At 72.8% G+C, this 25,148-nt stretch carries 24 protein-coding genes; 12 read left to right on the top strand and 12 right to left on the bottom strand.

Annotated elements, in window-relative coordinates; translation table 11 throughout:
• Positions 1-48 precede the first annotated feature (48 nt).
• From NE234_RS30970 to NE234_RS30960, 3 genes are read right to left on the bottom strand one after another with little or no spacing between them, the layout of a single operon-like run.
• Positions 49-1,830, bottom strand: a complete 1,782-nt coding sequence (locus NE234_RS30970) for a serine hydrolase (protein WP_252784398.1) — start codon at positions 1,828-1,830, stop codon at positions 49-51.
• Between the two features lie 57 nt (positions 1,831-1,887).
• Positions 1,888-3,165: an exo-beta-N-acetylmuramidase NamZ family protein gene (locus tag NE234_RS30965; protein ID WP_252784397.1), complete on the bottom strand. Its 1,278-nt coding sequence runs from the start codon at positions 3,163-3,165 to the stop codon at positions 1,888-1,890.
• Positions 3,165-4,034 (bottom strand): endonuclease/exonuclease/phosphatase family protein, encoded by an 870-nt coding sequence (locus tag NE234_RS30960; RefSeq protein WP_252784396.1) that lies wholly within the window; start codon positions 4,032-4,034, stop codon positions 3,165-3,167. Before NE234_RS30960 ends, NE234_RS30965 begins: the two co-directional genes overlap by 1 nt.
• Before the next feature lie 141 nt (positions 4,035-4,175).
• On the opposite strand from NE234_RS30960, the gene NE234_RS30955 reads away from it, so the two are divergent.
• Together NE234_RS30955 and NE234_RS30950 are read left to right on the top strand one after the other, a co-directional pair.
• Positions 4,176-4,745, top strand: a complete 570-nt coding sequence (locus tag NE234_RS30955) for a hypothetical protein (protein ID WP_252784395.1) — start codon at positions 4,176-4,178, stop codon at positions 4,743-4,745.
• 88 nt (positions 4,746-4,833) lie between these two features.
• Positions 4,834-5,454, top strand: a complete 621-nt coding sequence (locus tag NE234_RS30950; RefSeq protein ID WP_252784394.1) for a copper resistance CopC family protein — start codon at positions 4,834-4,836, stop codon at positions 5,452-5,454.
• A 144-nt stretch (positions 5,455-5,598) separates the two neighbouring features.
• Here NE234_RS30950 and NE234_RS30945 read toward each other — a convergent pair whose 3' ends face one another.
• Positions 5,599-6,003: a DUF4115 domain-containing protein gene (locus NE234_RS30945; protein ID WP_252784393.1), complete on the bottom strand. Its 405-nt coding sequence runs from the start codon at positions 6,001-6,003 to the stop codon at positions 5,599-5,601.
• A 246-nt stretch (positions 6,004-6,249) separates the two neighbouring features.
• On the opposite strand from NE234_RS30945, the gene NE234_RS30940 reads away from it, so the two are divergent.
• Entirely contained in the window at positions 6,250-7,917 is a 1,668-nt protein-coding gene (locus NE234_RS30940) for a substrate-binding domain-containing protein (RefSeq protein WP_252784392.1), read from the top strand.
• A gap of 49 nt (positions 7,918-7,966) precedes the next feature.
• Positions 7,967-8,638 carry a histidine phosphatase family protein gene (locus NE234_RS30935; protein WP_252784391.1) on the top strand — a complete coding sequence of 224 codons (672 nt, stop codon included), beginning with the start codon at positions 7,967-7,969 and terminating at the stop codon, positions 8,636-8,638.
• Between the two features lie 16 nt (positions 8,639-8,654).
• On the opposite strand, the gene NE234_RS30930 is transcribed toward NE234_RS30935, so the two are convergent.
• The 5 genes from NE234_RS30930 to NE234_RS30910 all read right to left on the bottom strand — a co-directional run bounded on the left by NE234_RS30930 (position 8,655) and on the right by NE234_RS30910 (position 13,851).
• A complete protein-coding gene (locus NE234_RS30930) occupies positions 8,655-9,032 on the bottom strand; it encodes a phage holin family protein (protein WP_252784390.1) in 378 nt (125 codons plus the stop codon).
• Between the two features lie 91 nt (positions 9,033-9,123).
• Positions 9,124-10,845 carry an amylo-alpha-1,6-glucosidase gene (locus tag NE234_RS30925; protein WP_252784389.1) on the bottom strand — a complete coding sequence of 574 codons (1,722 nt, stop codon included), beginning with the start codon at positions 10,843-10,845 and terminating at the stop codon, positions 9,124-9,126.
• Positions 10,846-10,880: 35 nt separating this feature from the next.
• Positions 10,881-11,699: a carbohydrate ABC transporter permease gene (locus NE234_RS30920; RefSeq protein WP_252784388.1), complete on the bottom strand. Its 819-nt coding sequence runs from the start codon at positions 11,697-11,699 to the stop codon at positions 10,881-10,883.
• Positions 11,696-12,598, bottom strand: coding sequence for a carbohydrate ABC transporter permease (locus tag NE234_RS30915; RefSeq protein ID WP_252784387.1), 903 nt, complete (start codon positions 12,596-12,598; stop codon positions 11,696-11,698). Before NE234_RS30915 ends, NE234_RS30920 begins: the two co-directional genes overlap by 4 nt.
• A complete protein-coding gene (locus NE234_RS30910; protein WP_252784386.1) occupies positions 12,595-13,851 on the bottom strand; it encodes a sugar ABC transporter substrate-binding protein in 1,257 nt (418 codons plus the stop codon). Before NE234_RS30910 ends, NE234_RS30915 begins: the two co-directional genes overlap by 4 nt.
• 277 nt (positions 13,852-14,128) lie before the next feature.
• Here NE234_RS30910 and NE234_RS30905 point away from each other — a divergent pair, with 277 nt between their 5' ends.
• Positions 14,129-15,148 carry a LacI family DNA-binding transcriptional regulator gene (locus NE234_RS30905; RefSeq protein ID WP_252784385.1) on the top strand — a complete coding sequence of 340 codons (1,020 nt, stop codon included), beginning with the start codon at positions 14,129-14,131 and terminating at the stop codon, positions 15,146-15,148.
• 85 nt (positions 15,149-15,233) lie between these two features.
• Here NE234_RS30905 and NE234_RS30900 read toward each other — a convergent pair whose 3' ends face one another.
• Positions 15,234-16,487: an MFS transporter gene (locus tag NE234_RS30900; RefSeq protein WP_252784384.1), complete on the bottom strand. Its 1,254-nt coding sequence runs from the start codon at positions 16,485-16,487 to the stop codon at positions 15,234-15,236.
• A gap of 65 nt (positions 16,488-16,552) precedes the next feature.
• On the opposite strand from NE234_RS30900, the gene NE234_RS30895 reads away from it, so the two are divergent.
• Positions 16,553-17,743, top strand: coding sequence for an ROK family protein (locus tag NE234_RS30895; protein WP_252784383.1), 1,191 nt, complete (start codon positions 16,553-16,555; stop codon positions 17,741-17,743).
• Between the two features lie 54 nt (positions 17,744-17,797).
• Here NE234_RS30895 and NE234_RS30890 read toward each other — a convergent pair whose 3' ends face one another.
• On the bottom strand, positions 17,798-18,460 hold the full coding sequence (locus NE234_RS30890; protein ID WP_252784382.1) for an HAD family hydrolase: 663 nt from the start codon (positions 18,458-18,460) through the stop codon (positions 17,798-17,800).
• The gene (locus NE234_RS30885; protein WP_252784381.1) at positions 18,457-19,797 is read right to left on the bottom strand and encodes a sensor histidine kinase; all 1,341 of its coding nucleotides are present in this window, start codon (positions 19,795-19,797) and stop codon (positions 18,457-18,459) included. Before NE234_RS30885 ends, NE234_RS30890 begins: the two co-directional genes overlap by 4 nt.
• 551 nt (positions 19,798-20,348) lie before the next feature.
• Between NE234_RS30885 and NE234_RS30880 the strand changes: the two genes are divergently transcribed.
• The 6 genes from NE234_RS30880 (at position 20,349) to NE234_RS30855 (ending at position 25,131) form a co-directional block, all read left to right on the top strand.
• Positions 20,349-20,498 carry a hypothetical protein gene (locus NE234_RS30880; RefSeq protein ID WP_252784379.1) on the top strand — a complete coding sequence of 50 codons (150 nt, stop codon included), beginning with the start codon at positions 20,349-20,351 and terminating at the stop codon, positions 20,496-20,498.
• 166 nt (positions 20,499-20,664) lie between these two features.
• On the top strand, positions 20,665-21,816 hold the full coding sequence (locus NE234_RS30875) for a CaiB/BaiF CoA transferase family protein (protein WP_252784378.1): 1,152 nt from the start codon (positions 20,665-20,667) through the stop codon (positions 21,814-21,816).
• A gap of 154 nt (positions 21,817-21,970) precedes the next feature.
• Positions 21,971-22,642, top strand: coding sequence for a response regulator transcription factor (locus NE234_RS30870; protein WP_252784376.1), 672 nt, complete (start codon positions 21,971-21,973; stop codon positions 22,640-22,642).
• Between the two features lie 166 nt (positions 22,643-22,808).
• On the top strand, positions 22,809-23,519 hold the full coding sequence (locus tag NE234_RS30865) for an ATP-binding protein (RefSeq protein ID WP_252784374.1): 711 nt from the start codon (positions 22,809-22,811) through the stop codon (positions 23,517-23,519).
• A complete protein-coding gene (locus NE234_RS30860) occupies positions 23,516-24,166 on the top strand; it encodes a response regulator (RefSeq protein ID WP_252784372.1) in 651 nt (216 codons plus the stop codon). Before NE234_RS30865 ends, NE234_RS30860 begins: the two co-directional genes overlap by 4 nt.
• Before the next feature lie 188 nt (positions 24,167-24,354).
• Positions 24,355-25,131: a DeoR/GlpR family DNA-binding transcription regulator gene (locus tag NE234_RS30855; RefSeq protein WP_252784370.1), complete on the top strand. Its 777-nt coding sequence runs from the start codon at positions 24,355-24,357 to the stop codon at positions 25,129-25,131.
• Positions 25,132-25,148: the final 17 nt, after the last annotated feature.

Raw genomic sequence — 25,148 nt, 5'->3', positions numbered from 1 at the left:
AAACGGCGCCCGCGCCGGCTCCGTTGCCGGCGCGGGCGCCGCCCGGGGTCAGTTGGAGCTCAGTACCCAGCCCGCCGGCTGGAAGCGGGCGGCGTCGGCGGGGCGTTCGCCGTTGAACACCACGTGGCCGTCGGCGTTCCAGGCCCGTACGCCGTCGACGTAGACGCCGCGGCCCTGGTAGGCCGGGTCGGAGGTGTAGCGCCAGCGGACCGCGGTCGTGCCGGCCGGGAGCGTCGCGGTGGCCTTGGCCCAGCGCCGACCGGAGAAGCCGGAGAACGACCCGTTCACGGTCCAGCTGTTGCGCCCGGACCGCAGGGACAGCGGAGCCGGTGTCCAGGTCGTACCGTCGGTGGTGGTCTCCAGCACGCCGAGGTCGGTCTCCTCGGTGTCGTACCAGAGGTCGAAGGACAGCTTGGTGGCGCCCGCCGGCATCGGCGCGGTCAGCGTCGCGGTCTTGCCGTCCGCCATCTGGGAGAACCACGCGTCCCGGCCCTCGGCGGGCCGTACGGGGACGGCGCGGCCCAGGTCGCGGGCCACGGCGCGGCGGGCCGGGTTGATGCTGGGGCCGTTACGGGTGGGGTGGACCCGGTTGGTGAGCAGGATGACGAACGACCGGGAGATCGGGTCGATCACGATGCTGGTGCCGGTATAGCCGGTGTGCCCGATGGTGACCGGCGAGGTCATCGCGTCCTCGTACCAGCGCAGGCCGATCTCGAAGCCGAGCCCGTGCGCGTTGCCGGGGAACGCCGTGTTGAAGTCGGTGAACAGCAGCCGGACCGAGTCCTCGTCCAGGACGCGCGCGTGGCCGTACCGGCCGCCGTCGAGGATCATCTGGGCGAAGATCGCGATGTCGTGGGCGGTTGAGAAGACTCCGGCGTGGCCGGCGACGCCGCCGAGGGCGTAGGAATTCTCGTCGTGGACCTGGCCCCAGACGAGGCCGCGGTCGAGGGCGGCGTACGGCTTGTGCTCGTACTCCGTCGCGGCGATCCGCGGCTTCTCCGACGCCGGCGGGTTGTAGCCGGTGTCGCGCATGCCGAGCGGCCGCGTGATGCCGTCCCGTACGAGCACGTCCAGCGTCTTGCCGGTCACCTTCTCCAGCACGAACTGCATCGTGATCATGTTGAGGTCGGAGTAGATGTACGCGGTGCCGGGCGTGGCCTGCGGCGTGTCCGCGAACAGCGCCGCCTCCTGGGAGGCACGGTCCGGATAGTTGTAGAAGGGCAGGTCCGGCCGCAGGCCGCTCGTGTGGGTGAGCAGCTCCCGGATGGTGATCGTGTCCTTGCCGTTCTGCCCGAAGGCGGGCAGGTAGTGCGCGACGGTCTGGTTCAGGTCGATGCGGCCGCGCTGGATCTGCTGGATCGCCGCGACGGTCGTGAACAGCTTCGACATGGACGCCAGGTCGAAGATCGTGTCGTTGCGCATCGGGATCCACTGGTCCCGCGGCAGTTCGGTGGGCTTGTCGTCGGAGTACCGCAGCGCGTACCCCATCGCGTCCTGGGCCGCGACCACGCCGTTGCGGGCGGCCAGCACGACGGCGCCCGGGTAGTACGGCATCGTCGGCGAGGGGTTCATGTAGCTCGCGGCGTCCTTGCCGATCGCCGCGACCGCGTCGGGCGACAGGCCCGCCTGCTGCGGCGTGCCGTCCCGCAGCACCCGGCCGGGGGTGAACCTCAGGTCGGCGGCGGTGACGGTCGGCGGTCCGTCCGTGGTCGTACGCGCGGGGGCCGAGGCGCCCTTCACCGGGGCGGCCGGTGGCGGGGCGGCCTGTGCGACCGCTGCGGGTGCGCACAGGCCCGCGAGGGCGAGGAAGATCGGCAGGGCACGGCGCATCGTATCTCCTGGGGGATGCGGGGGCAGGGAGGAGAGCGGTACGGGAGCGGAAGGGGTTCAGCGGTACAGCAGGTAGCGCTGCCGCTGGGCGCGGAACCGCGCCAGGTCGGCCTGCCACCCGGCGACGACCTGGTCGATGGTCGCGCCGCCGTCGATCGCGGTGCGGACCTGGTCGGATCCGGTCAGGAGGTCGATCCAGTAGGGCGCCTTGCTCTCCCGCCAGGCGAAGTCCTTCGGGTAGAGCCGGCGGGCACTGATGATCATGGCGAGGGCGGTGCGGATCGGGTCGAAGCGCCGCCGGTCGGTGACGAACAGCTGCACGCCGCCGCAGTTCTGGTTGACCCACTTGCTGAAGGTGGGCGCGAAGTAGGCCTCGCGGAACCGCACGCCGGGCAGGCCCAGGCCGTTCAGGTCGTCGGCCCAGTGCCAGTCGACGTACGGCGCGCCGACCATCTCGAAGGGCACGGTGGTGCCGCGCCCCTCCGAGAGGTTCACCGCCTCGAACAGGCCCATGCCGGGGTAGGCCACCGCGGTGTTGATCGTCGGCATGTTCGGCGAGGGCAGCACCCAGGGCAGGCCCGTCTCCTCCCACGTCATGCCGCGCCGCCAGCCGCGCATCTGGACGACCTGCGGCTTCGCCTTCCCGCCCAGGAACTCGCCGTCGAACAGGCGGGCGAGCTCGCCCACGGTCATGGCGTGCTGCTGGGCGATCGGCTCGCGGCCCACGCCGGAGGCGTACTCGGTGTGCAGCACGGGGCCGGTCGCCTCGACGCCGCCGAGCGGGTTCGGCCGGTCGAGCACGACGAAGCGCTTGCCCGCCTGGATCGCCGCCCGCATGCAGTCGAACATCGTCCAGATGTAGGTGTAGAAGCGCGCGCCGACGTCCTGGATGTCGAAGACCACGGTGTCGATGCCGGACTTGGTGAAGTAGTCGGCGATCTGTTCCGGGGTCTTGGCGTACGCGTCGTAGACGGGGATGCCGGTGCGCGGGTCCTTGTAGGACCCCTCCGATCCGCCGGCCTGCGCCGAGCCCCGGAACCCGTGCTCCGGGCCGAACACCGCGGCCAGGTCCACCCCGGAGGACCCGTGCATGACGTCCACCTCGTGGCTCAGGTCACGGATCACCGCCGTCGGGTTGGCGACCATTCCGACCTTCTGGCCGCGCAGCTCGCGGTAGCCCCCGGCGCGCAGCATCTCGAAGCCCGTACGGACCCCGCCGCCTCGTGCGGCGGGTGCGGCCGGGTCGGCCTGGGCGCCCGTCGAGCCGAGCGCGGCGAGCGGGACGGCCGCGCCGCCGGCGGCGATGCCACGGAGCACTCCACGTCGTGTCGTCATCAGCGAATTCCCCTCAGGTCGGCCACGACGGGCCTGTGGTCGGAGGCGAGCGTGTCCGGTACGAACGCGCGGGTGACACGCGGGCCCGGGGTGAAGGTGATGTAGTCGATGCGCTTGACCGGGGCGTCGGCCGGAAATGTGGGCGTCGCGGACTGCCCGGCGACCGTCAGCGCGTCGTTCAGCCGCGTCCAGAGCGGCGCGAGCTCGGGCGCGTCCGGCTCGGCGTTGAAGTCCCCCAGCAGCAGCTTAGGACCCTGCCGCCGCGCCATGATGGCCGCCATGTCGGCGACCTGCGCCCGGCGTACGGAGGGGTCGGCGCGGTAGTCGAGGTGCGTGTCGTAGACCCAGATCCGCTTTCCGCGCGCCTTGATCAGCACCTCGGGGAAGCCGGGGGCCGGCTCCGGTACGGGGTTCGCCACCTGCGTGGACAGCCGCGTGATCTCGTGGTTCTCCGCGCGCAGGATGGGGAACCTGGACAGCACCGCGACGCCGAACTCCCGGTCGGGCGCGCCGGCCCGGTCGGGCGGAAGCGTGTAGATCGGCGCGAAGAACACCCGCATGTGCAGCCGCCGGGCGAGCCAGGACGCCTCGTCGGCGTAGTCGCTGCGCGTCCCCCAATGGACGTCGACCTCTTCCAGCCCGACGACGTCGGGATGCTGCGCCTCGATCGCGCGGGCCTGGCGTTCGAGGTCGAAGACGTGGTCGGCGCCCGCGCCGGCCTGGAGGTTGTACGTCATGACCCGCAGCGACGCCCCTCCGGCGCCGGCCGCGTGCGCGGGCGGACCGGCGGCCAGCGCGGCGACGAAGAGGGCGAGCCCGGTGACGACCCGAGGGCGCGTACGGGCGGACCGGCGGACGAGCGAGGGCATGGACTCTCCTGCCGCGTTCGTGGGTTGTAAAGAATCAACGGACGGATTCGGCCTAATGAAAATTAGATACGGATGATCCCCAACGTCAATAGCCTCGCCGAACCGTCCCCGGGAGCGCGGCGATGGGAGGATGGAGGGGTCATGCCCAACGATCCGGTGTTCCGTCTGGCCCGCGCGGTGGTCTTCGCGGCCGTCTGCACGGCCCTCGCCGTGGCCGGACACGCCGTCGCCTCGCACGGGCCGGTTCCGTCCGCGGCGGTCGGCGCGGGGCTCGCCGGGCTGACCGTCGTCGCCGCCGTCCTCGCGGGCACCGAGCGGTCCCTGGGCACGATCCTGGCCGGGCTGCTCGGCGGGCAGTTCATGCTGCACGTGCTGTTCGCCGCCGCACAGCACGGCCAGCACCTGACCCACCATGCCGGGGTCCACGGCTCCCACGGCGCCCCCGCGATGACGCTCGCGCACGTGGCCGCGGCCGTCGTCTCCGCCTGGTGGCTGCGGCGCGGCGAGCGCGCCGTGTGGCGGCTCGCCAGGAGGGCCGCGGCCGCCGCCGTACGACCGCTGCGCGCGCTGCTGGCGACGCCCGCTCCCCCGCCGCCGGCCCCGTACCGGCGGCACGCGGCCACCGGCTCTGCCGCCCGTCCACCGGATCGGGGCCTGCGCCACGTCCTCACCCGGCGCGGACCGCCCGCTCCGTGCCCGGCGTCCGGCTGAACACCGGGCCGCACGTTCCTCCTCCTCCCGGGTCCGGCCGATCCGGTCACCCCGCACGCTCAGCGAGCATCACGAACGGAGAGATCCCATGCACATCCCGCGACTCCCCCGCCTCTCGCGGGCGGGCCGGAGGTCCCTCACCCGGCTGGCGGCGGCGACCGCCGCCGTGGCCGCCGGCTGCCTCCTCACGGCGCCGCCCGCGTCCGCCCACACCACGCTCGTCGCGGCGAAGCCCGCCAAGGGCGCCAAGGTGGCGTCGCCGGCCCAGATCAAGCTGACCTACGCCGGGCCGGTGCGGTTCCCGGGCGTCGTCCTGCTGGACGCCAAGGGCGGCCACCACGAGTCCGGCAAGGCGCACGCGGCGGGCGCCAACGTGACCGAGCGGGTGGCCGGCGTCCTGCCCGCCGGCGTCTACACGGTCGGCTGGCGCGTCGTCGCCGAGGACGGGCACCCGGTCACGGGCGAGTACAAGTTCACGGTCGTGGGCGGGGGCGCGTCGGCGCCCGCCCCGGCCGGATCCGCGCCCGCCGTGTCGACGGCCGACAGCGACCCGTCGGCGGCGGCCACGCCGTCGAGCACCCCGGCCGCGCAGAAGACCGCGAAGACCTCCAGCGCGGGCTGGTGGTGGGTCGGCCTGGGCGCCGTCCTCGTCGTCGCGGCGGTCGGCGGCGCCGAGCTCTCCCGCAAGCGCCGCGCCTCCCGTAACTGACCGGTCCGCGCCCTCGTCCGAGACCGCCCACGGCGGTCTCGGACGAGGGCGTTCACCGGCACGGGAACGGCCGGCGCGAGCGCGGCGGGCGTCGGCCGCGCACGGTGGTAGCCGATGCGCCCCGCCCTGCTCGCCCAGGGGGCGTCAGCCGCGCACGGCGGTGAACGCGACGCGTCGGCCCTGCTCGCCCGGCGGGCGCCGGACGCCGTTGACGTACACGTCGACCGCCCCGGCGTCGCTCAGCACCACGTTGAGGCGCGCGTCGGCGAACCAGAGGGTCTGCCCGCGCACGAGGGTGCGGTTCACCAGGATGTCCCCGCCGGGAACGCCGACGAAGACGCGGCACCGCGGGCCGGTGACGGACAGCGCGAGCGTCGCGGCGGGGACGGCCGCGGTCGTCCGCCGCGGCGGTGCCGGCTCACGGGCCCGCACCCAGATGGAGTGGCCGGCGAAGGCCAGGACGCCGGTCAGGACGACGATCCCGACGAGGGCGAGGACCGTCACCCCGCGGAGCGACCGCATGCGCTGCGGCGAGACATGACGTCCCACGGCGAAGAGTCTAGTCAGCCGTTATTCCGCACTTCAGTCATCTCATTCTGTTATGTCCGGAAACGGTCGCCGTCGTGTGTTTGGCGTTTCATCATGCGACGTCCGGGACGCCGGTGGCGTAAGGGATGCGGCCCGTCGAGACCCCTCAGGCGGAATGTCCGGAAGTGAGCGTTATTCGCAGGTGCCGACTGGATAATTCTTCCGACGGGTGACGGGAAGCCGTCAATGAGCGGACGGACACCGCGGATGCCTTATTCTCGCCGCGCCACCGGGACCAAGGCACTGGGCACGCTGCTGGTGATGCTGCCCGCCCTGGCCGCGTGCTCGCTCGGCTCCGGCCCGAGCCGGTGCGACGGCCGGGCGATCACCGTCGCGGTCGCCCCGTCGATCGCCCCGGCGATCGAGCAGGCCGCACGCCGGTACGACTCCGGAGACGCGTGCCGTGTCACGATCACCCGGCAGCGGCCCTCCGACGTCGCGGCCGCCCTGTCCGGTCAGGGATCCGAGCCCGGCGCGCCCCGCCCCGATGCGTGGATCCCCGACTCGTCCCTGTGGCTCCCGATCGCCCGCCGCACCGCCGCCGGCGCCGCCGCCGTACGGGCGTCCGGCGCGTCGGTCGCGATGTCGCCGCTCGTCCTCGCGGTGCCGCGCGGTCACGCGCCCACCACCGCCACCTGGCGGCTCCTGCTGTCCCCCCGGCTGCCCGGGACCGGCGGCCCGCCGCCCGCCCTCCGGGTCCGGTTCCTCGACCCCGCCGGCGACGCCGCCGGTCTCGGCGCGCTGCTGCTCGCGCAGCACGCCGCGGGCTCGGGCCGGAGCGGGCTGTCCACCTTCGCCGTCACCCTCTACTCCGACCTCGGCGCCGCCCTCCCCGACGAGCGGGCCGCGTACGCGCAGATCGCCTCGCCCTCCCGGCCGCCGACCGCGGTCGTCCTGTCCGAACAGTCGGTCTGGCGGCACGCGCACGCCGGCGACGCCCCACCCGTCGCCGCGCTGTACCCGGGCGGCGGCACGATCGCGCTCGACTTCCCCTACGTCTCCACGACGACCGACCGGCAACGCTCTCAGACGGTCGAGGACTTCCAGACCACACTGGCCCAGTCCCAGACCCGTGTCGCGCTGCAGGGGCTCGGGCTGCGCACTCCCGACGGCGTGGCCGGCACCGGCTTCGACGAGCGGTACGGCGTCGTGGCCCGCGCTCCGGCCCGGCTGCCGGCGCCCGACCCGGTCAACGCCGGCCGGGTCCTGCAGATGTGGCAGCGTACGGTGCTCGGCGCGCGCATGCTGATCCTCCTCGACGTCTCGCCCTCCATGAGCGACCCGGTCCCGGGGACCCGGGACACGCGCATGCAGGCCACCGCCAAGGTCGCCACCGGCGGGATCAAGATCCTCAGTGACAACTCCCAGGTCGCGCTCTGGGAGTTCTCCACCGGGCTCGACGGCGCCCGCGACTACCGCCGGATCGTGCCGTACCGCACGCTCAGCGACAAGGTGGGCGCGGGCACCCAGCGCGACCTGCTGGAACGCTCCTTCGGGGCGGCGGCGCCGGTGCCGGGCAGCCGCACCGGCCTGTACGACTCGGTACTGGCCGCCTACCAGGAGGCGGTTCGGACCTACCAGCCCGATCACAACAACGTCGTGGTCGTGCTGACCGACGGGATGAACTACGACCCGGGCCGTACGATCTCGCTGCAGACCCTCGTGAAGGAGCTCGCCCGTGCCGGGGACCCGATGCGGCCGGTGGCGATCGTTCCGATCGCGTTCGGGCCGGACGTCGACCCGGGCCCGTTGCAGCGGATCGCCGCGGCGACCGGCGGGCAGGCGTTCGTGACCCTCGACCCACGGCAGGTCCAGCAGGTGTTCCTGCAGATGCTGATCCGCCTCACGTGCGGGGAGACCTGTCCCGCGTCCTGAGATGTCCGGGTAAGGTCACGGTGCTGTGAGGTCACTCCAGTGGCTGGGCATGGCCAGGCATGGCGAGAGCACCGGCAACGTCGCCGCGCACGACGCGGCGGCCCGCGGGCTCGACGCGGTCGACATGACCCTGCGCGACGCCGACGTCCCCCTGTCCCCGCTCGGGCGGGAGCAGGCGACCGCGCTCGGCCGCCGGCTGGCCGCGCTGCCCCCGGAGGAGCGGCCGACGGCCGTGGTCTGCTCGCCGTACCTGCGGGCGAGGGACACCGCGCGGCTCGCCCTGGAGCAGCTGGCCGACCCGCCACCGGTCGTCCTGGACGAGCGGTTGCGCGACCGCGAGCTCGGCGTGCTGTTCATGCTGACGCAGCGCGGCATCCAGGCGCGCCACCCCGAGGAGGCGGAGCGCAAGCGCAGGCTCGGGAAGTTCTACTACCGGCCGCCCGCCGGGGAGTCGTGGGCCGACGTGGCCCTGCGGCTGCGGAGCGTCCTCGCCGACATCGAGCGGGAGCACCCCGGCGGCCGGGTCCTCGTCGTCGCGCACGACGCGATCGTCGTCCTGACGCGGTACATCATCGAGCGCCTCTCCGAGGAGGAGCTGCTCGACATCGAGCGCAGCGTCGTGGCCAACGCCTCGCTCACCGTCTGGGCCCGTGAGGACGAGGAGTTGCGCCTCGTGACGTTCAACGACACGAGTCACCTCAAGGACGCCGGCCTCCTCTGACGGACGTCCCGCGGGCTCAGTCCTCGTCGTCGTGGACGAACAGGTTGAGCAGCCAGCTGATCACGCCGACGACGATCGCGCCCCAGAACCCCGCCCAGAAGCCGGACACGTGGAACGGCAGGTGCATCCTGCCCGCCGCCCAGCTCGCCAGCCACAGCAGCAGGCCGTTGACGACCAGCGCGAACAGTCCCAGGGTCAGGACGTAGAACGCGCAGCCGACGGTCTTGATGATCGGCTTGAGGAATCCGTTGATCAGGCCGAACACCACCGCGACGACGATCAGCGTGCCGACCTTTCGCGGTGTCGTGGCGGCCGTGACGTCGATGCCGTTGACCACCAGCGTCGCCACCCAGAGGGCGACGGCGGTGATGACCACTCGAATCAGGATCTTCACGACACGATCGTCGCACGGAACACCCACCTCGGGACGAATCAGCCCACCGTCCCCGAGTCCGGACCCGCACCGCTCCTTCCGCCCGGCGCGGTCACGAGCCCGCGGCGCGGCGGCGTTCGTAGGCCTCGGCGAGGATCAGATAGGCGCTCGCGGTCCAGGTGTAGGCGCGGTCCCGGAGCCCGGCGCCGGTCAGGGCGTCGAAGTTCTCCGCGAAGCCCGACCTCTCGCACAGCGCGCGGAAGCGGTCGCTCACCTCGTCGGCGAGGTCGGCGCGCCCGCCCCGGCGCAGGCCGTCCTCGATCAGCACGGTGGAGGGCGCCCAGATGGGGCCTCGCCAGTACCCGTCGGCCCGGTAGTGATCGGAGGCGGGGAGTTCGGACGCGAGGCCGTACGGCGTGAGGTGCGCCTCGATCCGCTCGGCGAGCGCGGAGCGCAGGCCGGGAGGCAGGTGCTCGCCCAGCACGATCGCCATGAGGTCGAGCAGGCTGAAACCGCCCCACGTGCGGCCTGACCCGACCGCGCGGGCCACGAACCGCTCACCCGTCCACAGCTGCTCCAGCAGGTCGGCGTGCATCCGGTCGGCGGCCCGCCGCCACCCGGCGGCGTCGTCCGCGCGCCCGAGTTCGGCGGCGAGGCCGGCGAGTTCGCGCATCTGCAGGATGAGGAACGCCGCCAGGTCCGAGGTCTGGATGACGTGGCCGGGATCGAAGGTCGTCGCGTTGTCCCAGCCGCTGTCGTTGCCGTGCTGGTAGTGCGGCAACGACTCGCCGGGGGCGCGCCGGGCGGTGAGCCAGAAGTTCGTCCACGCCTCGATCCGCCGGTACGCCAGGGACAGCTGAGACGGATCGAGGCCAGCGGGAAGGCGTTCCCGGAGACGGCGGAGGGCCCAGCCGTGGATGGGCGGTTTCACGAAGTTGTAGAGGACCTCCGAGTGGGTCACCGAGTCGGGCAGGCCGCCCGTGTCGTCCTGGTGGTCGAAGACGAGGTGGAACTGGTCCCAGGCCAGCTCGGGGGCGCCCGCCGCCAGCGCGAGCGCGTTGAAGCAGTGATCCCAGCTCCAGACCTTGTCCATCCAGTGCTTCGACATGAGCACGGCCGGGCGTCGCAGGAACCCGGCCGGCCGTACGGTGGCGGACCAGAGCACGTACGCGGCGAGTTCGGCGGCCGGGGTGCGGGCGGAGCGCCACGGGGCGACCGCGTCGGCGAAGGCGGCGAACTCCCTCTCCACCGCCGCGACGACCTCGTCGAAGGCGGCGGAGGGCGTGTACGGCCGCCGGGCGCTGTCGAACTCCTCGATGGCGGCCTCCCAGCGTTCGCCGTCACCGGTCAGCAGGAGGCCGCGCTCGCCGTGGCCCAGGCACTGCACGCCGACCGCGTCCTCGGCGCGGCCGGACAGCACCGTCACCCGGTACCGCCGCCCGGTCTCGTACGTGGTGAAGACGTGCGCGCCGTCGACGGGATCGCGGTACAGGTACGTGCCGCTGAAGGGCGTCAGCTCGGGCTCGGCCGCGCCGACGCGCAGGCCGAGGCCACGTCCGCGCAGCCGGATCGTGTCGGTCCCCTCGTAGGCGAGGTCGACGCGCCCGCCGTCACCGGCCCAGCCGAGCCGGCTCGGCGTCGCCTCGACCGTCGTCCGTACGGGGGCACCGCCCGCCGTGGGCGTGAACCGCAGGATCGGGTGCATGCCGGTCTGGTGCGAGACGAGGTGCAGATCGTCCGCGCGGACGTTCTGCGCGATGACCGGTGAGACGTCGAACCACGAACCGTGGTGGCTGAAGGGGATCTCCTGGACGGAGAAGGCCGGGCCCGGCATGAACGGTCTCTCATTCCTCTCGAGCGGGGAGTCCACTAGTCCTTCACCGCTCCGGCCGTGACGCCGGCGGCGACGTAGCGCTGCGCGACGATCAGCAGCACCGTCGCGGGGATCGAGGCCACGACCGCGGTCGCCATGATCGCGTTCCACTGCTGGTTGTTGTTGCCGATGTAGTGGTAGATCCCCAGGGTGATCGGCCGGCGGTCGCCGCCGCCGTCGAGCGTGCCGGCGAAGATGAAGTCGGACCACGCCCAGAGGAAGGCGAACAGCGAGACGGTGACGATCGCGTTCCGGCTCACCGGAAGGACGATCGACCAGAAGACGCGGAACCTCCCCGCGCCGTCGATCCTGGCCGCCTGCAGGAGCTCATCCGGGATGCCGGACATGAACGCCGTGAAGATCAGCACGCCGAAGGGGACGGCGATCGTGGAGTCGGCGACGACGAGGCCCACCGGGGAGTTGAGCACGCCCAGGGAGAGATAGATGGCGTAGAACCCCATCGCCATGATGATCCCGGGGATCATCTGCGCGATCAGCAGCACGAAGCTCAGCGCGCCCCCGCCCCGGGGGCGCAGCTTGGCCAGCGAGTAGCCGGCCGGCGCCGCCAGGACGACGGTCAACGCGACCGTGCCCAGGCCGATCAGCAGGCTCGTGCCCAGGTACGGCAGCTGCTGGTCGATGACGGCGCGGTACCCCTCCACCGTGCCGTGGAACGGGAACCAGTCCGGCGGGTCCTTGCGCATGTCCTGGTCCCGGGTGAAGGACACGTTGATCATCCAGTAGACGGGGAAGAGCATCAGCGCGGTCAGCACGAGACCCACGCCTGTCTTCCACCAGGTCGTCCTGCCGGTCATGTGAGCTGCCGCCTTCGCTGGATGCGGATGTAGATCAGGCCGAAGACGAGGGCGATCAGGATCAGCAGGTCGCCGACCGCCGCGCCGGGGCCGAAGGCGGGCAGGAGGTTGCCGAAGCCGAGGCGGTAGGACCAGGTGGCGAACGTGGTGGACGAGTCCGCCGGGCCGCCCCGGGTCATGATCCAGATGATGTCGAAGACCTTCAGCGTGTAGACCAGTCCCAGCAGCAGGGTGATGGCGGAGACCGGCCGGAGCAGCGGGAAGGTCACCCGCCAGAACCGCTGCCGGCCGTTCGCCCCGTCCAGCGCGGCGGCCTCGTACAGGGACGCGGGGATCGTCTGCAGGCCGCTGTAGAGCACGACGAGGTTGAAGGGGATGCCGATCCAGACGTTCGCGATGATCACCGAGGTCAGCGACCACTGGGGCGAGGTGAGCCAGTCGACCGGCGCGACGCCCACCCAGCGCAGCACGGCGTTCACCACGCCGGACTCGCTGTTCAGCATCCAGGACCAGGTCGACGCCGACACGATCAACGGCAGCAGCCACGGCACCAGGAACAGCGCGCGCAGCGTCGCCGACAGCCGGAAGTGCCGGGCGAAGAACACCGCCAGGGCCATGCCGATCGTGAACTGGAACGCCAGCGACACGAGGGTGAACACGACGGTGTGCCAGAGCGCGGGCCCGAAGACCGGGTCGCGCAGGACGGTGCCGTAGTTCTTCCCTCCGACGAAGGGGGCGTCGCCCTGCACGAACGAGCGCACGGTGTAGTTCCGCAGGCTGAGGTCGAGATTGCGGTAGAGGGGGTAGGCGTAGAAGAGCAGCAGGTAGACGGTGACGGGGGCGAGGAACGCCCAGGCCGCCCACTGGCCGGAGGACCCTCGTCGCGACCGGGCGTTCACCGGGTCGCGGTCGCCGCGGTGGACTGCGCGGCGGTGAGCGCCGCCTGCGGCTGCTTCGAACCGCTGAGGGCCGCCTGCACCGCCGTCCACATCGGCTCGGAGATCCGGGGGTACTTGGTGCCGAGATCGTCGCCCGTACGCGCCTTCGCCGCGTGCACGGCGTCCGCCCAGACCTTCAGCGCCGGGGTCGCGGCGACCTGCTTGGCCTGGACCGCGCCGGTCGGCGCGATGTACGACAGCGTCGTGTCGGTCGCGTAGAGGTTGTCGGTGCTGGTCAGGCAGGCCACGATCTTCTCGGAGGCGGCGTAGCGGCCGGTCTTCTTCTGCACCGGCACCGTGACGAACTCACCGCCCGTCGGCGCGGGCGCCGTCCCGCCCTGCGCGCCCGGGATCGGGATGATGCCGTAGTCGAAGCCGGCCTTCTTCGCGTTCGCCAGCTGCCAGGTGCCGTTCTCGGCGAACGCGAACCTGCCGGTCGCGAACTCCTGCCAGCTCGTCGTCTGGGTGTTGTTCAGCACCGAGTTGGGGGCGTACCCCTTCTTCACCCAGTCCGTCCACAGCGACACCGCCGAGACGCCCGCCGGGGAGTCGAGCCGCGTCAGCTGCGCTCCGGCGCCCCAGAACCACGGCAGGAACTGGAAGCTCCCCTCCTCGGTGCCGATGGCCGAGAACGTGATGCCCTTCTTCCCCGCCGCGGTCACCTTGGCGAGCGCCGCGGTCAGCGAGGCCCAGTCCCGCACCGACGCGACGTCGACGCCCGCGCTCTTGAGCACCGCCTTGTTGTAGTAGAGGGCGAGCGTGTTCGCGCCGATCGGGGTGCCGTAGGTCTTCCCGCCGATCCGGCCGGCGCCGAGCAGGTTCGGCTCGATCGCGGACGTGTCGATCCCGGTCTCGTCGTTCGAGGTGAGCACGCCCGCCTGGGCCAGGGTCGAGACGACCGGATTGTCGACGATCAGCACGTCCGGGGCGTTGCCCTGCTGCGCCGCGAGCAGCGCCTTGTTGGTCAGGTCGCTCGTGTCGTATCCGGTCCGCTTGACGGTCACCCCGGCACCGCTGCCGCACTTGGCGAGCAGCCGCGCCCAGGCCGAGCCGCCGTCGAACTGCGGGTACGGGTCCCAGATCGTGTACGTGCCGCCGCCGGACGCCTGCCCCGTGTCATCGCCGGACGACGCGCAGCCGAGCATGCTCCCGGCCAGCGCGACGGTGACGAGACCGCAGCCGACGATGCGTCGTTTCAACGGTGGTGTCCTCACGGGGCTTCTCCTCTCACGCCGAATCGCGTGCAGCGCCGACCGGGCCACGCGGTGCCGGCCTCGGTCCGCCAGGGGGTGCCGTGCGATCGGCCCGGCCGATGGGTCGAACCGGTTCGCCTTTCGGTTCGACAGACCCTAGGCCCGGTGGCAGAAGAGGTCAATAAGGGCGGCTCGCTAGACTGATCCTCGTACCGAACCGGTTCGCGCCCGCGGATCCGGCCGGGCGCTCGTGAACTCTCCTCCGGAGGCATGTTTGAGTCGGCTCGAATCTTCGTCGGTGAACATCCGTGAGGTGGCGCGCCGCGCCAAGGTGTCGCGCAGCACCGTCTCCTACGCCCTGTCGGGCAAGCGACCGGTCTCGGAGGCGACCCGCCGCCGCATCCAGCAGGTCATCGACGAGATGGGGTACCGGCCCAACGCCTTCGCCCGCGCGCTGGCCCGCGGGGAGACGAGGACCCTGGGCCTGGTGTTCCCTCCGGCGGGCAGCCACTACACCGACATGCAGCTGAACTTCATCGGCGGCGTCACGGAGGCCGCCGCCGCCCGCGACTACGACGTGCTGCTGTCCGTCGCCGACGCGGGTGAGGAGCAGTCCTTCCAGCGGCTGATCGGCGAGCGGCGCGTCGACGGCGCGATCCTCATGGAGATCCGGCTGCGGGACGCCCGCGTCGAGCGCATGCGGGAGAGCGGCTTCCCCTTCGTGACCATAGGCCGCACCGGCGAACCGGACGGCACCGCCTGGGTCGACCTGGACCACCGGACGCTCGTACGACGGTGCGTCCAGCACCTCTCCGACCTCGGCCATCGGCGCCTGGCGTTCGTCAACCGGTCCGAGACGCTGCTGCGGGCCGGATACGAGTCGGCCCACCGCGGCCAGGACGGTTTCGAGCGCGCCGTCCGGGACCTCGGGCTCACCGGTGCCGCCTATCCGTGCGACGACGACGCCATGGCGGGCGAGCGGTGCGCGGAGCGGATCCTGGCCGACGATCCCGAGACCACCGGCATCGTCACCGTGAACGAGGCGTCCCTGGGAGGGCTCTACCGTGGGCTCGCGAACGCCGGTCGCAGGATCCCCCAGGACGTCTCCGTCACGGGCATCGCCGGCGCCCGGTGGGCCGAGGCCGTGACCCCCGCGCTGACCGCGGCCGACGTGCCCGCCCACGAGATGGGCCGGATCGCCATCGAGCTGCTCCTGGAGCGCGTCGCCGACGCTGGCGCGCCGCCGCGCGACCGGCTGCTCACGCCCCCCGTCGTGCTGCGCGCCAGCACCGGATCCGCCCCTCGCCCGGCGCCGTGACCGGCCCCTTCGGCCCGCCCTCGCCTCAGCGGCGGAGGCGGGACGGAAGGGGTCGGCGTACGGGGCGCCCTGGACGGCCTGACGGTCAGGACGCCCTCGCCGGCGCCGCGGAGTCGGGGGCGGGGGTCCGGCGGGCGGCGAGGACCGCGATGGCCGGAGGGCCCGCGAGCGCGACGAAGACGGCGAGGACCCCGGGGAGGGCCAGCGCGGTCCGCAGTGAGGTCGCCTCGGCGAGGTGGCCGATGATCGCCGGACCGGCCAGCAGCCCGCCGTAGGTGAAGCTGGTCAGCAGCGCGATGGTCCGGCCGGCCGAGGCCGGGTCCGCCCCGGCGGAGCTGAAGCCCACCGGCACGACCGTCGCCAGGCCGATCCCGACGAGGATCCAGCCCGCCCACGCGCATCCCAACGCCGCGCCCCCGGCGGAGGGGGCCAGCAGCACGAGCGCGTAGCCGCCGGCGGCGACGGCGCCCGCCAGGCGCAGGGTCCGCCCGGCGCCGAGTCGGCCGCGGAGCCGGTCGCCGAGAAGCCGCATGGTGGTCATCGCCACCGAGTACACCGTGAAGGACAGCGGCGCCAGGTCCGCCGAGGCGCCCAGCACCCGGCGGGCGTGCATCGCCGCCCAGTCCATCGCGCCGCCCTCGCAGATCGCGCCGGCGAGCATGACGACCCCCAGCAGCAGGATCACCGCGGGGACGCGGCCGCGCCCCGTACGCGCCGCCGCAGACGCGTCTGCCTCCGCGCTGGCCGCCGGAGACGCGTCCGCCGCGTCGCGCGCCGGGCTGCCGGGGAGGAGAAGGCGGGCGGGGAGGAGGAACAGCGCCGCCATGGTGAACGCCGTGCCGACGAGCAGGGTCTGGACGCCGAGGCCGCCGCCCAGCCCGGCCGACGTGACGACGCCGCCGACCGCGCCGCCGAGGCTCCACATGCCGTGGAACGCCGACATGATCGGCCGGCCGTAGCGGACCTCGACCTCGACGGCATGGGCGTTCATGCCGACCTCGAGCAGTCCGAACCCGAGGCCGAAGACGACCGCGCCGGCGAGGAGCGCCGAGTAGGAGCCCGCGAGCGCCGGTCCGAGCAGGAGGAGGGCGTGCAGGGGGCCGGCCACCCAGGTGAGCCGCCGGCTCGACCAGCGGTCCGCCAGTCGTCCCGCGGCCTGCATCGAGACGAGCGCGGAGAGGGAGACCAGGAGCAGCGCGGTGCCGGTCCGCCCGGGGCTCAGGTCGAGCCGGTCGGCGAGGGCGGGCAGGCTCGCGGCCCAGATGCCGACGTTCAGGCCGCAGAGCCCGAAGTAGCCGAAGACGCCGACGCGGGCGCGCCTGGCCACGGAATCGAACACGGTCCCCTCCTAATTTGCTCTCGCCGAGAACATAATCGATGAGAGCGGGCTGACACAATCGACGGGTGCGTACGGTGACCGGAGCGACGACCAGCGGCGAGCTTCGCCCGCACAACCTCGCGCGCCTCCTGCGGGCCGCGCACGACGGGGCGGGCCGGGCCACCCGCTCGGAGCTCACCCGCGGTCTGGGACTCTCGCGCGGAACGGCCGCCGTCCTGGTCGCCGACCTGGCCGAGGCGCGGCTGGCCGAGGAGCGGCCCGCGCCGCAGCGGGCGCGCGGCCGCCCCACCGCGATCCTCGGCCCGCACCCCGAGGGCCCCCTCGCCCTGGCCGTCGACCTGCGAGAGGACGCCTGGACGATCGCCACGGCCGAGATCGGCGGGGATCTCACCGTGCGCGAGGAACGCCCGCATCCCGGGAACCCACCGGAGACCGCCCTGGGCGGCCTGGCCGCGGCGATCGACCGGCACCTCACCGAGCTCGGCTCCCGCGTCGTCGGCGTCGGCGTCGCGCTGCCCGGCCCGATCCGGGACGGCCGCGTCGTGGACATCCCGCACCTGTCCTGGCGCGACGTCCCGGCGGCGGAGATCCTGCGGGCGGGCCCCACGCCGGTCTTCCTGGGCAACGACGCCGCGCTCGCCGGCCTGGCGGAGGCCCGGCGCGGCGCGCTCCGCGGCGTCGCCGTCGGCCTGCACTTCCACGTCGACTTCGACCTCGGCGGCACCCTGCTCGTCGACGGGAGCCCGCTGCGGGGCGCGCGCGGCACGACCGGGGAGGTCGGCCACATGCCGCTGGGCGGCTCGGACCTGCCGTGCGACTGCGGCGCCGTCGGGTGCTGGGCGCTCCAGGTCGGCGCGAACGCGCTGCTGCGGGCGATGGGGATCCCGGTCGAGCCGGCGCGCGGCCGCGCGGAGGCCCTGCGGATCCTCGCCGGCGCCGCCGCGGGCGACCCTCGTTGCGCCGCCGCGCTCGACGAGGTCGCCCGCGCGTTCGGAGCCGGCACCGCCGCCCTCGTCAACGCGCTCGACCCGCAGCGGGTGACCCTGTCCGGCCTGGGCGTACGGCTCCACGAGCAGGCGGCGCACACCTTCCAGGCCGCCTACGAGACCGGCCTCATGGCCTTCCGACGCGACGAGCCGCCGCAGGTGCTCCCGGCCGCGCTGGGCGGGGACGCGACCCTCGTCGGAGCCTCGGAGCTGGCCTTCGACGCCTTCCTCACCCCGGAGGGCCTGACCGCCTGGCAGGCCGCCCGCTGATCAGGCGTCGGCGTCCAGCGCGGCGGCGACGCGCCCGGGAGCGAGGCCCCCTGATCAGGCGTCGGCGTCCATCGTGGCGGCGACGCGCTCGGGGGTGAGGTCCCCCAGGTCCTCGGCGACGTACGCCGCCAGGGCGAGGGCGTCCGGGGCCGGTGGGTACTTCGGGTGCGGCACCGCGATCACGCGCATCCCGGCGGCGTGCGCGGACCGCAGGCCGTTGCTGGAGTCCTCGACGGCGACACAGGCGGCGGCGTCGACGCCGACCCTGCGGGCGGCGAGGAGGTACCCGTCGGGCGCGGGCTTGCCCCGGGCGACCTCCTCGGTCGAGACGGTCGCCCGGAACGACGCCGCGAGTCCCGTACGGTCGAGGACGACGTCGATGAGCAGGCGCGGCGAGGAGCTGGCCAGCCCGAGAGGCCAGCGGGCCGCCAGCCGCCGTACGGCCTCGACGGCGCCCGGCATCAGCGGGACGCCGTCCTCGTACCGGCGGGCCATCTGCTCGACGACTCCGCGCGCGACCTCGTCGGCCGGCATCCGGACGCCGAGCTCACCGCTCAGGTAGGCGGCCCACTCGGAGGTGCTCATCCCCATCAGGCGCTGCTGGGTGTCGGGCTGCCACCGCCCACCGTGGTCGGCGACGAACGCCCGCCGTACCTCTTCCCAGACCGGTTCGGAGTCGACGAGCACGCCGTCGAGGTCGAAGACCACAGCATTCATGCGGATAACTCTGACAGCAGGGGAAGAGTCAGCACGAAGCAGGCACCCTTGTCGTTGTCGGTGAGGGTCAGCGTGCCGCCGTGGGCGTGCGCGATATCGCGGGAGATCGCCAGGCCGAGGCCGCTGCCGCCCGGGTCGCGCTGCCGCGCGTCCGGCAACCGGATGAACCGCTCGAAGATCCGTTCGCGGTCGGCCGGAGGGATCGGCTTGCCGTCGTTGAACACCTCCACGACCGCCTCGCCGCCCTCGCGCCGTACGGTCACGGTGACCTCGGCCTCGGCGTGCCGCGCGGCGTTGTCGAGGAGGTTGGTGAGCACCCGGCTGATGTCCAGCCGGTTCGCCCGGACCACCACGCCCGGCTCGGTGACGACCTTCGCGGTGATCCGCCGTGGCACGCGGCGTACCTCGCGTTCGGCCAGGTCGCCGAGCTCGACGGGGCCGTTGCGGCTGGGCAGGCCCGCGTCGCGGCGCGCGAGCGCGAGCAGTTCGGTCACGATGTTCTGCAGCCGGTCGATGTTGGTGAGCGTCCTGCCGAGCGCCTCCCGCAGGTCGGTGCCCTCCGGGTCGATCAGCGCGACCTCCAGTTCGGCGCGGAGCCCGGCGATCGGGCTGCGCAGGTCGTGGGAGACGTCGGAGACGAGACGGCGCTGCTGTTCGACGGCCGCCTCCAGCCGGTCGAGGGTCGCGTTGACGGCCATCGCCAGCCAGTAGAACTCGTCGCGCCGCTGCGGCATCGAGACCCTCCGCCGCAGGTCCGCGGCGTTGATCGCGTCGAGTTCGTCGCGCAGCGCCTCGATCGGCCGCAGCCGCCGCCCGGCGGCCCACCACCGCCAGACGCCGCCCACGCCGATGCTGACGGGGATGCCGAGCGCCAGCAGGACGGCCAGGCCCGGACGCGGGAACAGTCCCGGCTCCGGCGCGATCGAGTGGATGATGACCGCCTGGCCCGGACCGGTCACCCGCTGGGAGACCACCGTGAGGCAGTGGCGCCGGTCCACGCACACCCGCTGCTCGATGCGCTCGCCGTCGGCGGGCCGGCGGGCGTGCAGGGCGGGCAGCCCGGACACGCTCCGGGTCGCCGCGACGACCTGGCCCCGGTCGTTCTGCACCTGGACGAGCTGATGGCCGCCGACGATGACGGGATTGGTCAGGTGCCCGGCGCGGGCGAGCGCGGCCACCTGCCGGGTGGTGTACGTCAGCTCCGTCGAGAGCCGGTCGGCCACCTGGTACTGGATCAGGGCGAGCACCCCGATGTAGACCAACACCGCGACGACCCCCGTCACCGTCATCGCGATGACGGTGGCGCGCTGTCGGATCGTCTGGTCCCTGTGTCGCACTGGCTGTCCCCCGCGGCCACGGCGCCCCCTGAGCCATGCCACAGCACCGGACAACTACCCAGCGGGGGGCTCCCTATGCATTCCGTCACTCTGCGGTGTACACGCGGCGGGGCCGAACGGCCACTGTCGGCCGCCCGTACGGACATCGCCGCACCCCGGCCGCCGGCCGGGGAACCTGCGGGAACCGGCACGCGACGAGAGAATCGTCTGCCCCTCAGGAGGAATCTGGACGGGATCCTTTTCGGACTCCCGCGAGGACGACGCGCCTGCATACGGGTTTGAGCAGCACCATGCCCGGTACGTCCGATTCGTTGAATGGAACGTGGCAAAGGTCGCCCACTACGGGTCGTCTCGATGCACGCATCTGTGTCAGAGTTGACACGCGACAGAACACTGGGAAGCGGTGATACTCAACTGGAGGAGACGTACGGCCGCGAGGGCGGTCGCCCACGGGGGCGGCCCGGCCGGTGGAAGAACTGGACAACGAATGACTGCCGTCCGCGCCACAGATGGGCGACAATAGCGGCGTTCGATGGGAGGCGGGAGCGCCAATGAAGAAGTACCTGACCTGGGCACTTATAGCCTTTGTCATCTTCTACCTGCTTACATCCCCCAATGGCGCAGCCCACGTCGTGCACAACGCACTCGGCGGGCTGGTGTCGGCGGGCAACTCCTTGTCGAGGTTCGTCAACGCACTGTGACCCCCTGACGGCGCGAGGCCCTCTCGCGCCACGCCCTACGTCCCCGCTGGTCCCCCATCACCGCCGAGGTCCGGGGTTCTTTTCATGCCCGGTCCCCGCAGGCCGCCGCGCGCTCCTCTAGAACCACGTTCTAGAGTGAGCCGCGAGGCCGACCTGAGGAGTGAACATGGGACCACTGCACGGTGTTCGCGTCATCGAGATCGCGAGCCTGGCGCCGGCGCCGTTCGGCTGCATGGTGCTCTCCGATCTGGGTGCCGACGTGCTCCGCGTCGACCGTCCGTCCACCGTGGCCGGCGCGGCCACGGTCGTCGGCGGTGAGGCGACCGCGGATCCGCTGAGCCGCGGTCGCCGTTCCATCGGGCTGAACCTCAAGGATCCGGCCGGCGTCGACCTGCTCCTGCGTCTCATCGAGTCGGCCGACGTCCTCGTCGAGGGCTTCCGCCCGGGCGTCGCCGAACGCCTCGGCTTCGGCCCCGACGTCTGCCACGAACGCAACCCCCGCCTGGTGTACGGCCGGATGACGGGCTGGGGCCAGGAAGGCCCCATGGCCGCCATGGCCGGTCATGACATCAACTACATCGCGATCGCCGGCGCGCTCGACCCGATCGGTCACGCGGGCGAGCGGCCCGTCCCCCCGCTCAACCTCATCGGCGACTTCGGCGGCGGCGGCATGCTCCTCGCACTCGGCATCCTCGCCGCGCTGTACGAGCGTTCGCGGTCCGGCCGGGGCCAGGTCGTCGACGCCGCCATGGTCGACGGCGCTGCCCTGCTGACCTCGTTCATCCACGGCATGCGCGGCCAGGGCCTCTGGCGCGACGAGCGCGGCACGAACCTCCTCGACGGCGGTGCGCCGTTCTACGACACGTACGAGACCGCCGACGGCCGGTACGTCAGCGTCGGCGCCCTGGAGCCGCAGTTCTACGCCGCCCTGCTGCGCGGCCTGGGCCTGGAGGACGAGGACCTGCCCGCCCAGCTCGACCAGGAGCGCTGGCCCGAGCTGCGGGCGCGCTTCACCGAGGTCTTCAAGCAGCGCACCCGCGACGAGTGGACCGCGATCTTCGACGGCACCGACGCCTGCGTGGCGCCGGTGCTCGGTCTCGGGGAGGCGCCCGCCCACCCGCACAACCAGGCGCGCGACGGCTTCGTGGACATCGGCGGCCTGCCCCAGCCGGCCCCGGCGCCGCGCTTCGGCCGCACCGCCGCCGAGACGCCCCGCCCCCCGGCCCGGCCGGGCGAGCACACCGACGCCGCCCTCGCCGGCCTTGGCCTCACCGAGGACGAGATCGCCGCCCTCCGCGAACGCGGCGCCATCGCCTGACCACCCCGCGGCCCGGGCAGGGCGTACGGGCACGCGTCCGGCCGCCAAGCCCAGCCGGTCTCCGGTGGAATGGGGCGAAAACACCGGGTCGTCTCCGTCAAATGGGGGATCTGCGCGGCTGTCCCGTCCGTCATCCTCGGCCCATGAGGTTCTCATGAGGTCGATCCGTGTCCTCATCGTCGACGATCACGCGCTCTTCGCCGAGGCGCTCGCGGCCCGGCTGGCCGCGGAACCCGACCTTGAGGTGCTCCCCGTCGCGGGCGACGTCCGGCGCGCCGCGGCGCTCGTCGCCACCGAGTCGCCCGACGTCGTGGTGCTCGACTTCGTCCTCGGCGAGGAGAGCGGGCTGGACGCGCTCGACCTCCTGAGGGGCCGGCGCCCGGAGGCGCGCGTCGTGATCCTCAGCGCGATCACCGACATCCCCCCGATCGTGACCGCCCTGCGGCACGGCGCGGTCGCCTGGGTCCCCAAGACCGAGAGCGCCGACCTGGTCGCGCGGGTGATCCGCGGCGCGGCGGGCCGGGGCGGGTGGATACCGCCCGACGTCCTCGGCGACGTGCTGCGCCGTCTGGTGGCCCCGGGCGAACAGTGCGAAGGGGCGCTGAACGACCTCACCCCCCGCGAACGCCAGGTGCTGCAGGGAATGGTGGACGGCATGAGCCGGACGCGGCTGGCCGAGCGCCTCGGCCTGTCCGCCAACACGGTCCGCACTCATACCCAGAACCTCCTGGCGAAGCTCGGCGCGCATTCGGCGGTGGAGGCCATCACCATCGCGATGCGCGCCGGGGTCGCGCCCACCGATCCGGGCGATGACCCCCCGCGCTGACCCGCGTTTCCCTTCCGACGCCGCGATTTCAAGCACGGTTCACTCACGGTGACGACGTGACCACCTGTGGCCAGGTTGGGTCTGGTTACGGCCACTCTCCTGGACACCCGCGTCGTACAGGGTGACCGTCGGTACGGTCGGTCACTACACAAGACGGGGGTCTTCGATGATCAGTGCGCAGGCCAGGTCCTCGCCACCGCACGCGTCCGCCCGCACGGGCCGCGTCGCGGGTTCCACCGGCGCGCCGCAATCACCGCTGCTCGACAGGGACTCCTGCGACGCCACGCTGTGGCGCCGCAGGATCCGGCACGACATCCGCCACGAACTCGGCACGATCATCATGCTCGCGTCCGCCGTGGCGGTCTCCGACGACATCGGCCCGGTGAGCCGGGAGCGCGTCGAGGCGCTGCTCGGCGAGACGCGCTGGCTCGACCATCTGCTCCGGCAGCTCGACGCGGAGGAGGAGGGTCCCGTCCCGGCCGGTCCGGAGCGGGTACGGGTGGATCGGCTCGTCGGCGAGATCACCGCCGGGCTGCGGCTGTCCTCGCCCCGGCGCGTCTCCTACACGGGCGATCCGGCCTGGGCGCACATCGATCCGCTCGCGCTCTGGCGCGCGGTCCGCAACGTCCTGGACAACGCCCACCGCATCGCGCGGGACCGCGTCGAGGTGCGTGTGGGCGTGGAGGCGGGCTGGACGGTCGTCCAGGTCGACGACGACGGCCCCGGGTTCGGAGCCGGGACCGGCGGGCTGGCGTCCCTCGGCCTGGGGATCGTCGCCGACCTGGTGTCCGAGTACGACGGTCTGATCGAGATACGGGGGTGCGAGCTCGGCGGGGCGCGCGTGCGAATCCTGCTGCCCTCCTCGGACCGCCCATGAGGGTGTTCATCTGCGACGACCACGCCGTGTTCGCCGACTCGCTCGCCGTCGTGCTGCGCGAGAAGGGACACGACGTGGTCGGCGTGGTCTACTCCCCCGAGGCCGCGCTGCGGCTGCTGCCGGGCGTACGCGCCGACGTGTGCCTCATCGACCTGAGGTTCCCGACCGGCTCGGTCTTAGGCAGCCTGCCGGAGCTCGTCGCGGCGGTTCCCGGCACCAGGTTCGTGGTGCTGACGGGCTCGACGGACCCGGGGACGGTCGAGACGGGGCTGGCCGCGGGGGTGCGCGGCTTCGCGCACAAGGGTCAGCAGGCCGGCGAGATCGTCGACCTGCTGGCCCGGGTCCACGCCGGTGAGGTCGTCGTCGATCCGGAGACGGCGGGCCGGCTCCCGGCGCGTCCGCGTACCGAGGCCCAGCGGCTCGCCAACTACCTCACCCCCCGCGAGCGCGAGGTCCTCACCCGCCTGGTCCGCGGCGAGAACACCGCGACCCTCGCCCGCGGCATGGAGATCACCCGCAGCACCGCGCGCAGCCACGTGCAGAGCGTGCTCACCAAGCTCGGCGTCCACTCCCAGCGGGAGGCCGTCATCGTCGCCGCGCGGCACGGCCTGGTCAGCGTGAGCACCGGCGAGTGGCTGCTGCCCTGAGGCCGGTCACCTCGGAAGACGTCTCGTTCCCCACCGCCTGCCCAGGTCACCGGCATCACTCCGATCACATGCACATTCGTGCGCGGTCCGCGCGATGTACGATCAGCAAAGCTCAGGGGTGGCAAGTGGTCTAATCGTTGACCTGCGCCCTGCCCATCGCTCTGAGCAACTGGCGGAGGGAGGCGCGGGTGAGCAGATACGAGCGCTGGAACGACCTGCTGTCGCTGCTGGCGAGCCGGGGACGGCTCAGTGTCGAGGAGGCCGCCGCCGAGCTGACCGTCTCGACGGCGACGATCCGCCGCGACTTCGACCAGCTCGCGCAGCAGCAGATGCTGACCCGCACCCGCGGCGGCGCGGTCGCCCACACGGTCACGTACGACCTGCCGCTGCGCTACAAGAGCGCCCGGCAGGCGTCGGAGAAACAGCGGATCGCAGCGGCCGCCGCCGAGCTCGTCCAGCCGGGCGCGGTCATCGGCGTCAACGGCGGCACGACCACCACCGAGGTCGCGCGGGCCCTCGCCACCCGTGCCGACCTGCACGCCGAGAACGGCGCCCCCGCCATCACGATCGTGACGAACGCCCTCAACATCGCCAACGAGCTGGTCGTACGGCCGCACGTGAAGATCGTGCTGACCGGCGGGGTGGCGCTGCCGCAGTCGTACGAGCTGGTCGGGCCGCTCGCGAACGGCGTGTTCGACCAGGTGACGCTCGACATGGCGTTCCTCGGCGTCAGCGGCCTCGACGTGGAGCGCGGCGCCACCTGTCACAACGAGGACGAGGCGAACATCAACCGGCAGATGGCGGTCCGCGCGGAGCGGGTCGTCGTCGCGGCGGACAGTTCCAAGCTGGGCGAACGCGCCTTCGCCAAGATCTGCGGGATCGGCGAGATCGACATCCTCGTCACCGACGCGAGCGCCGACACCCGGGCCTTCGAAGAGGCCGGCGTGAAGGTCGTCCCCGCCTGAGGCCGGCCCCCGGCTGA

The organism is Actinoallomurus rhizosphaericola (assembly GCF_024055675.1).
Lineage (GTDB): Bacteria > Actinomycetota > Actinomycetes > Streptosporangiales > Streptosporangiaceae > Actinoallomurus > Actinoallomurus soli.
This window is presented reverse-complemented; position numbering and strand designations above follow the sequence as displayed.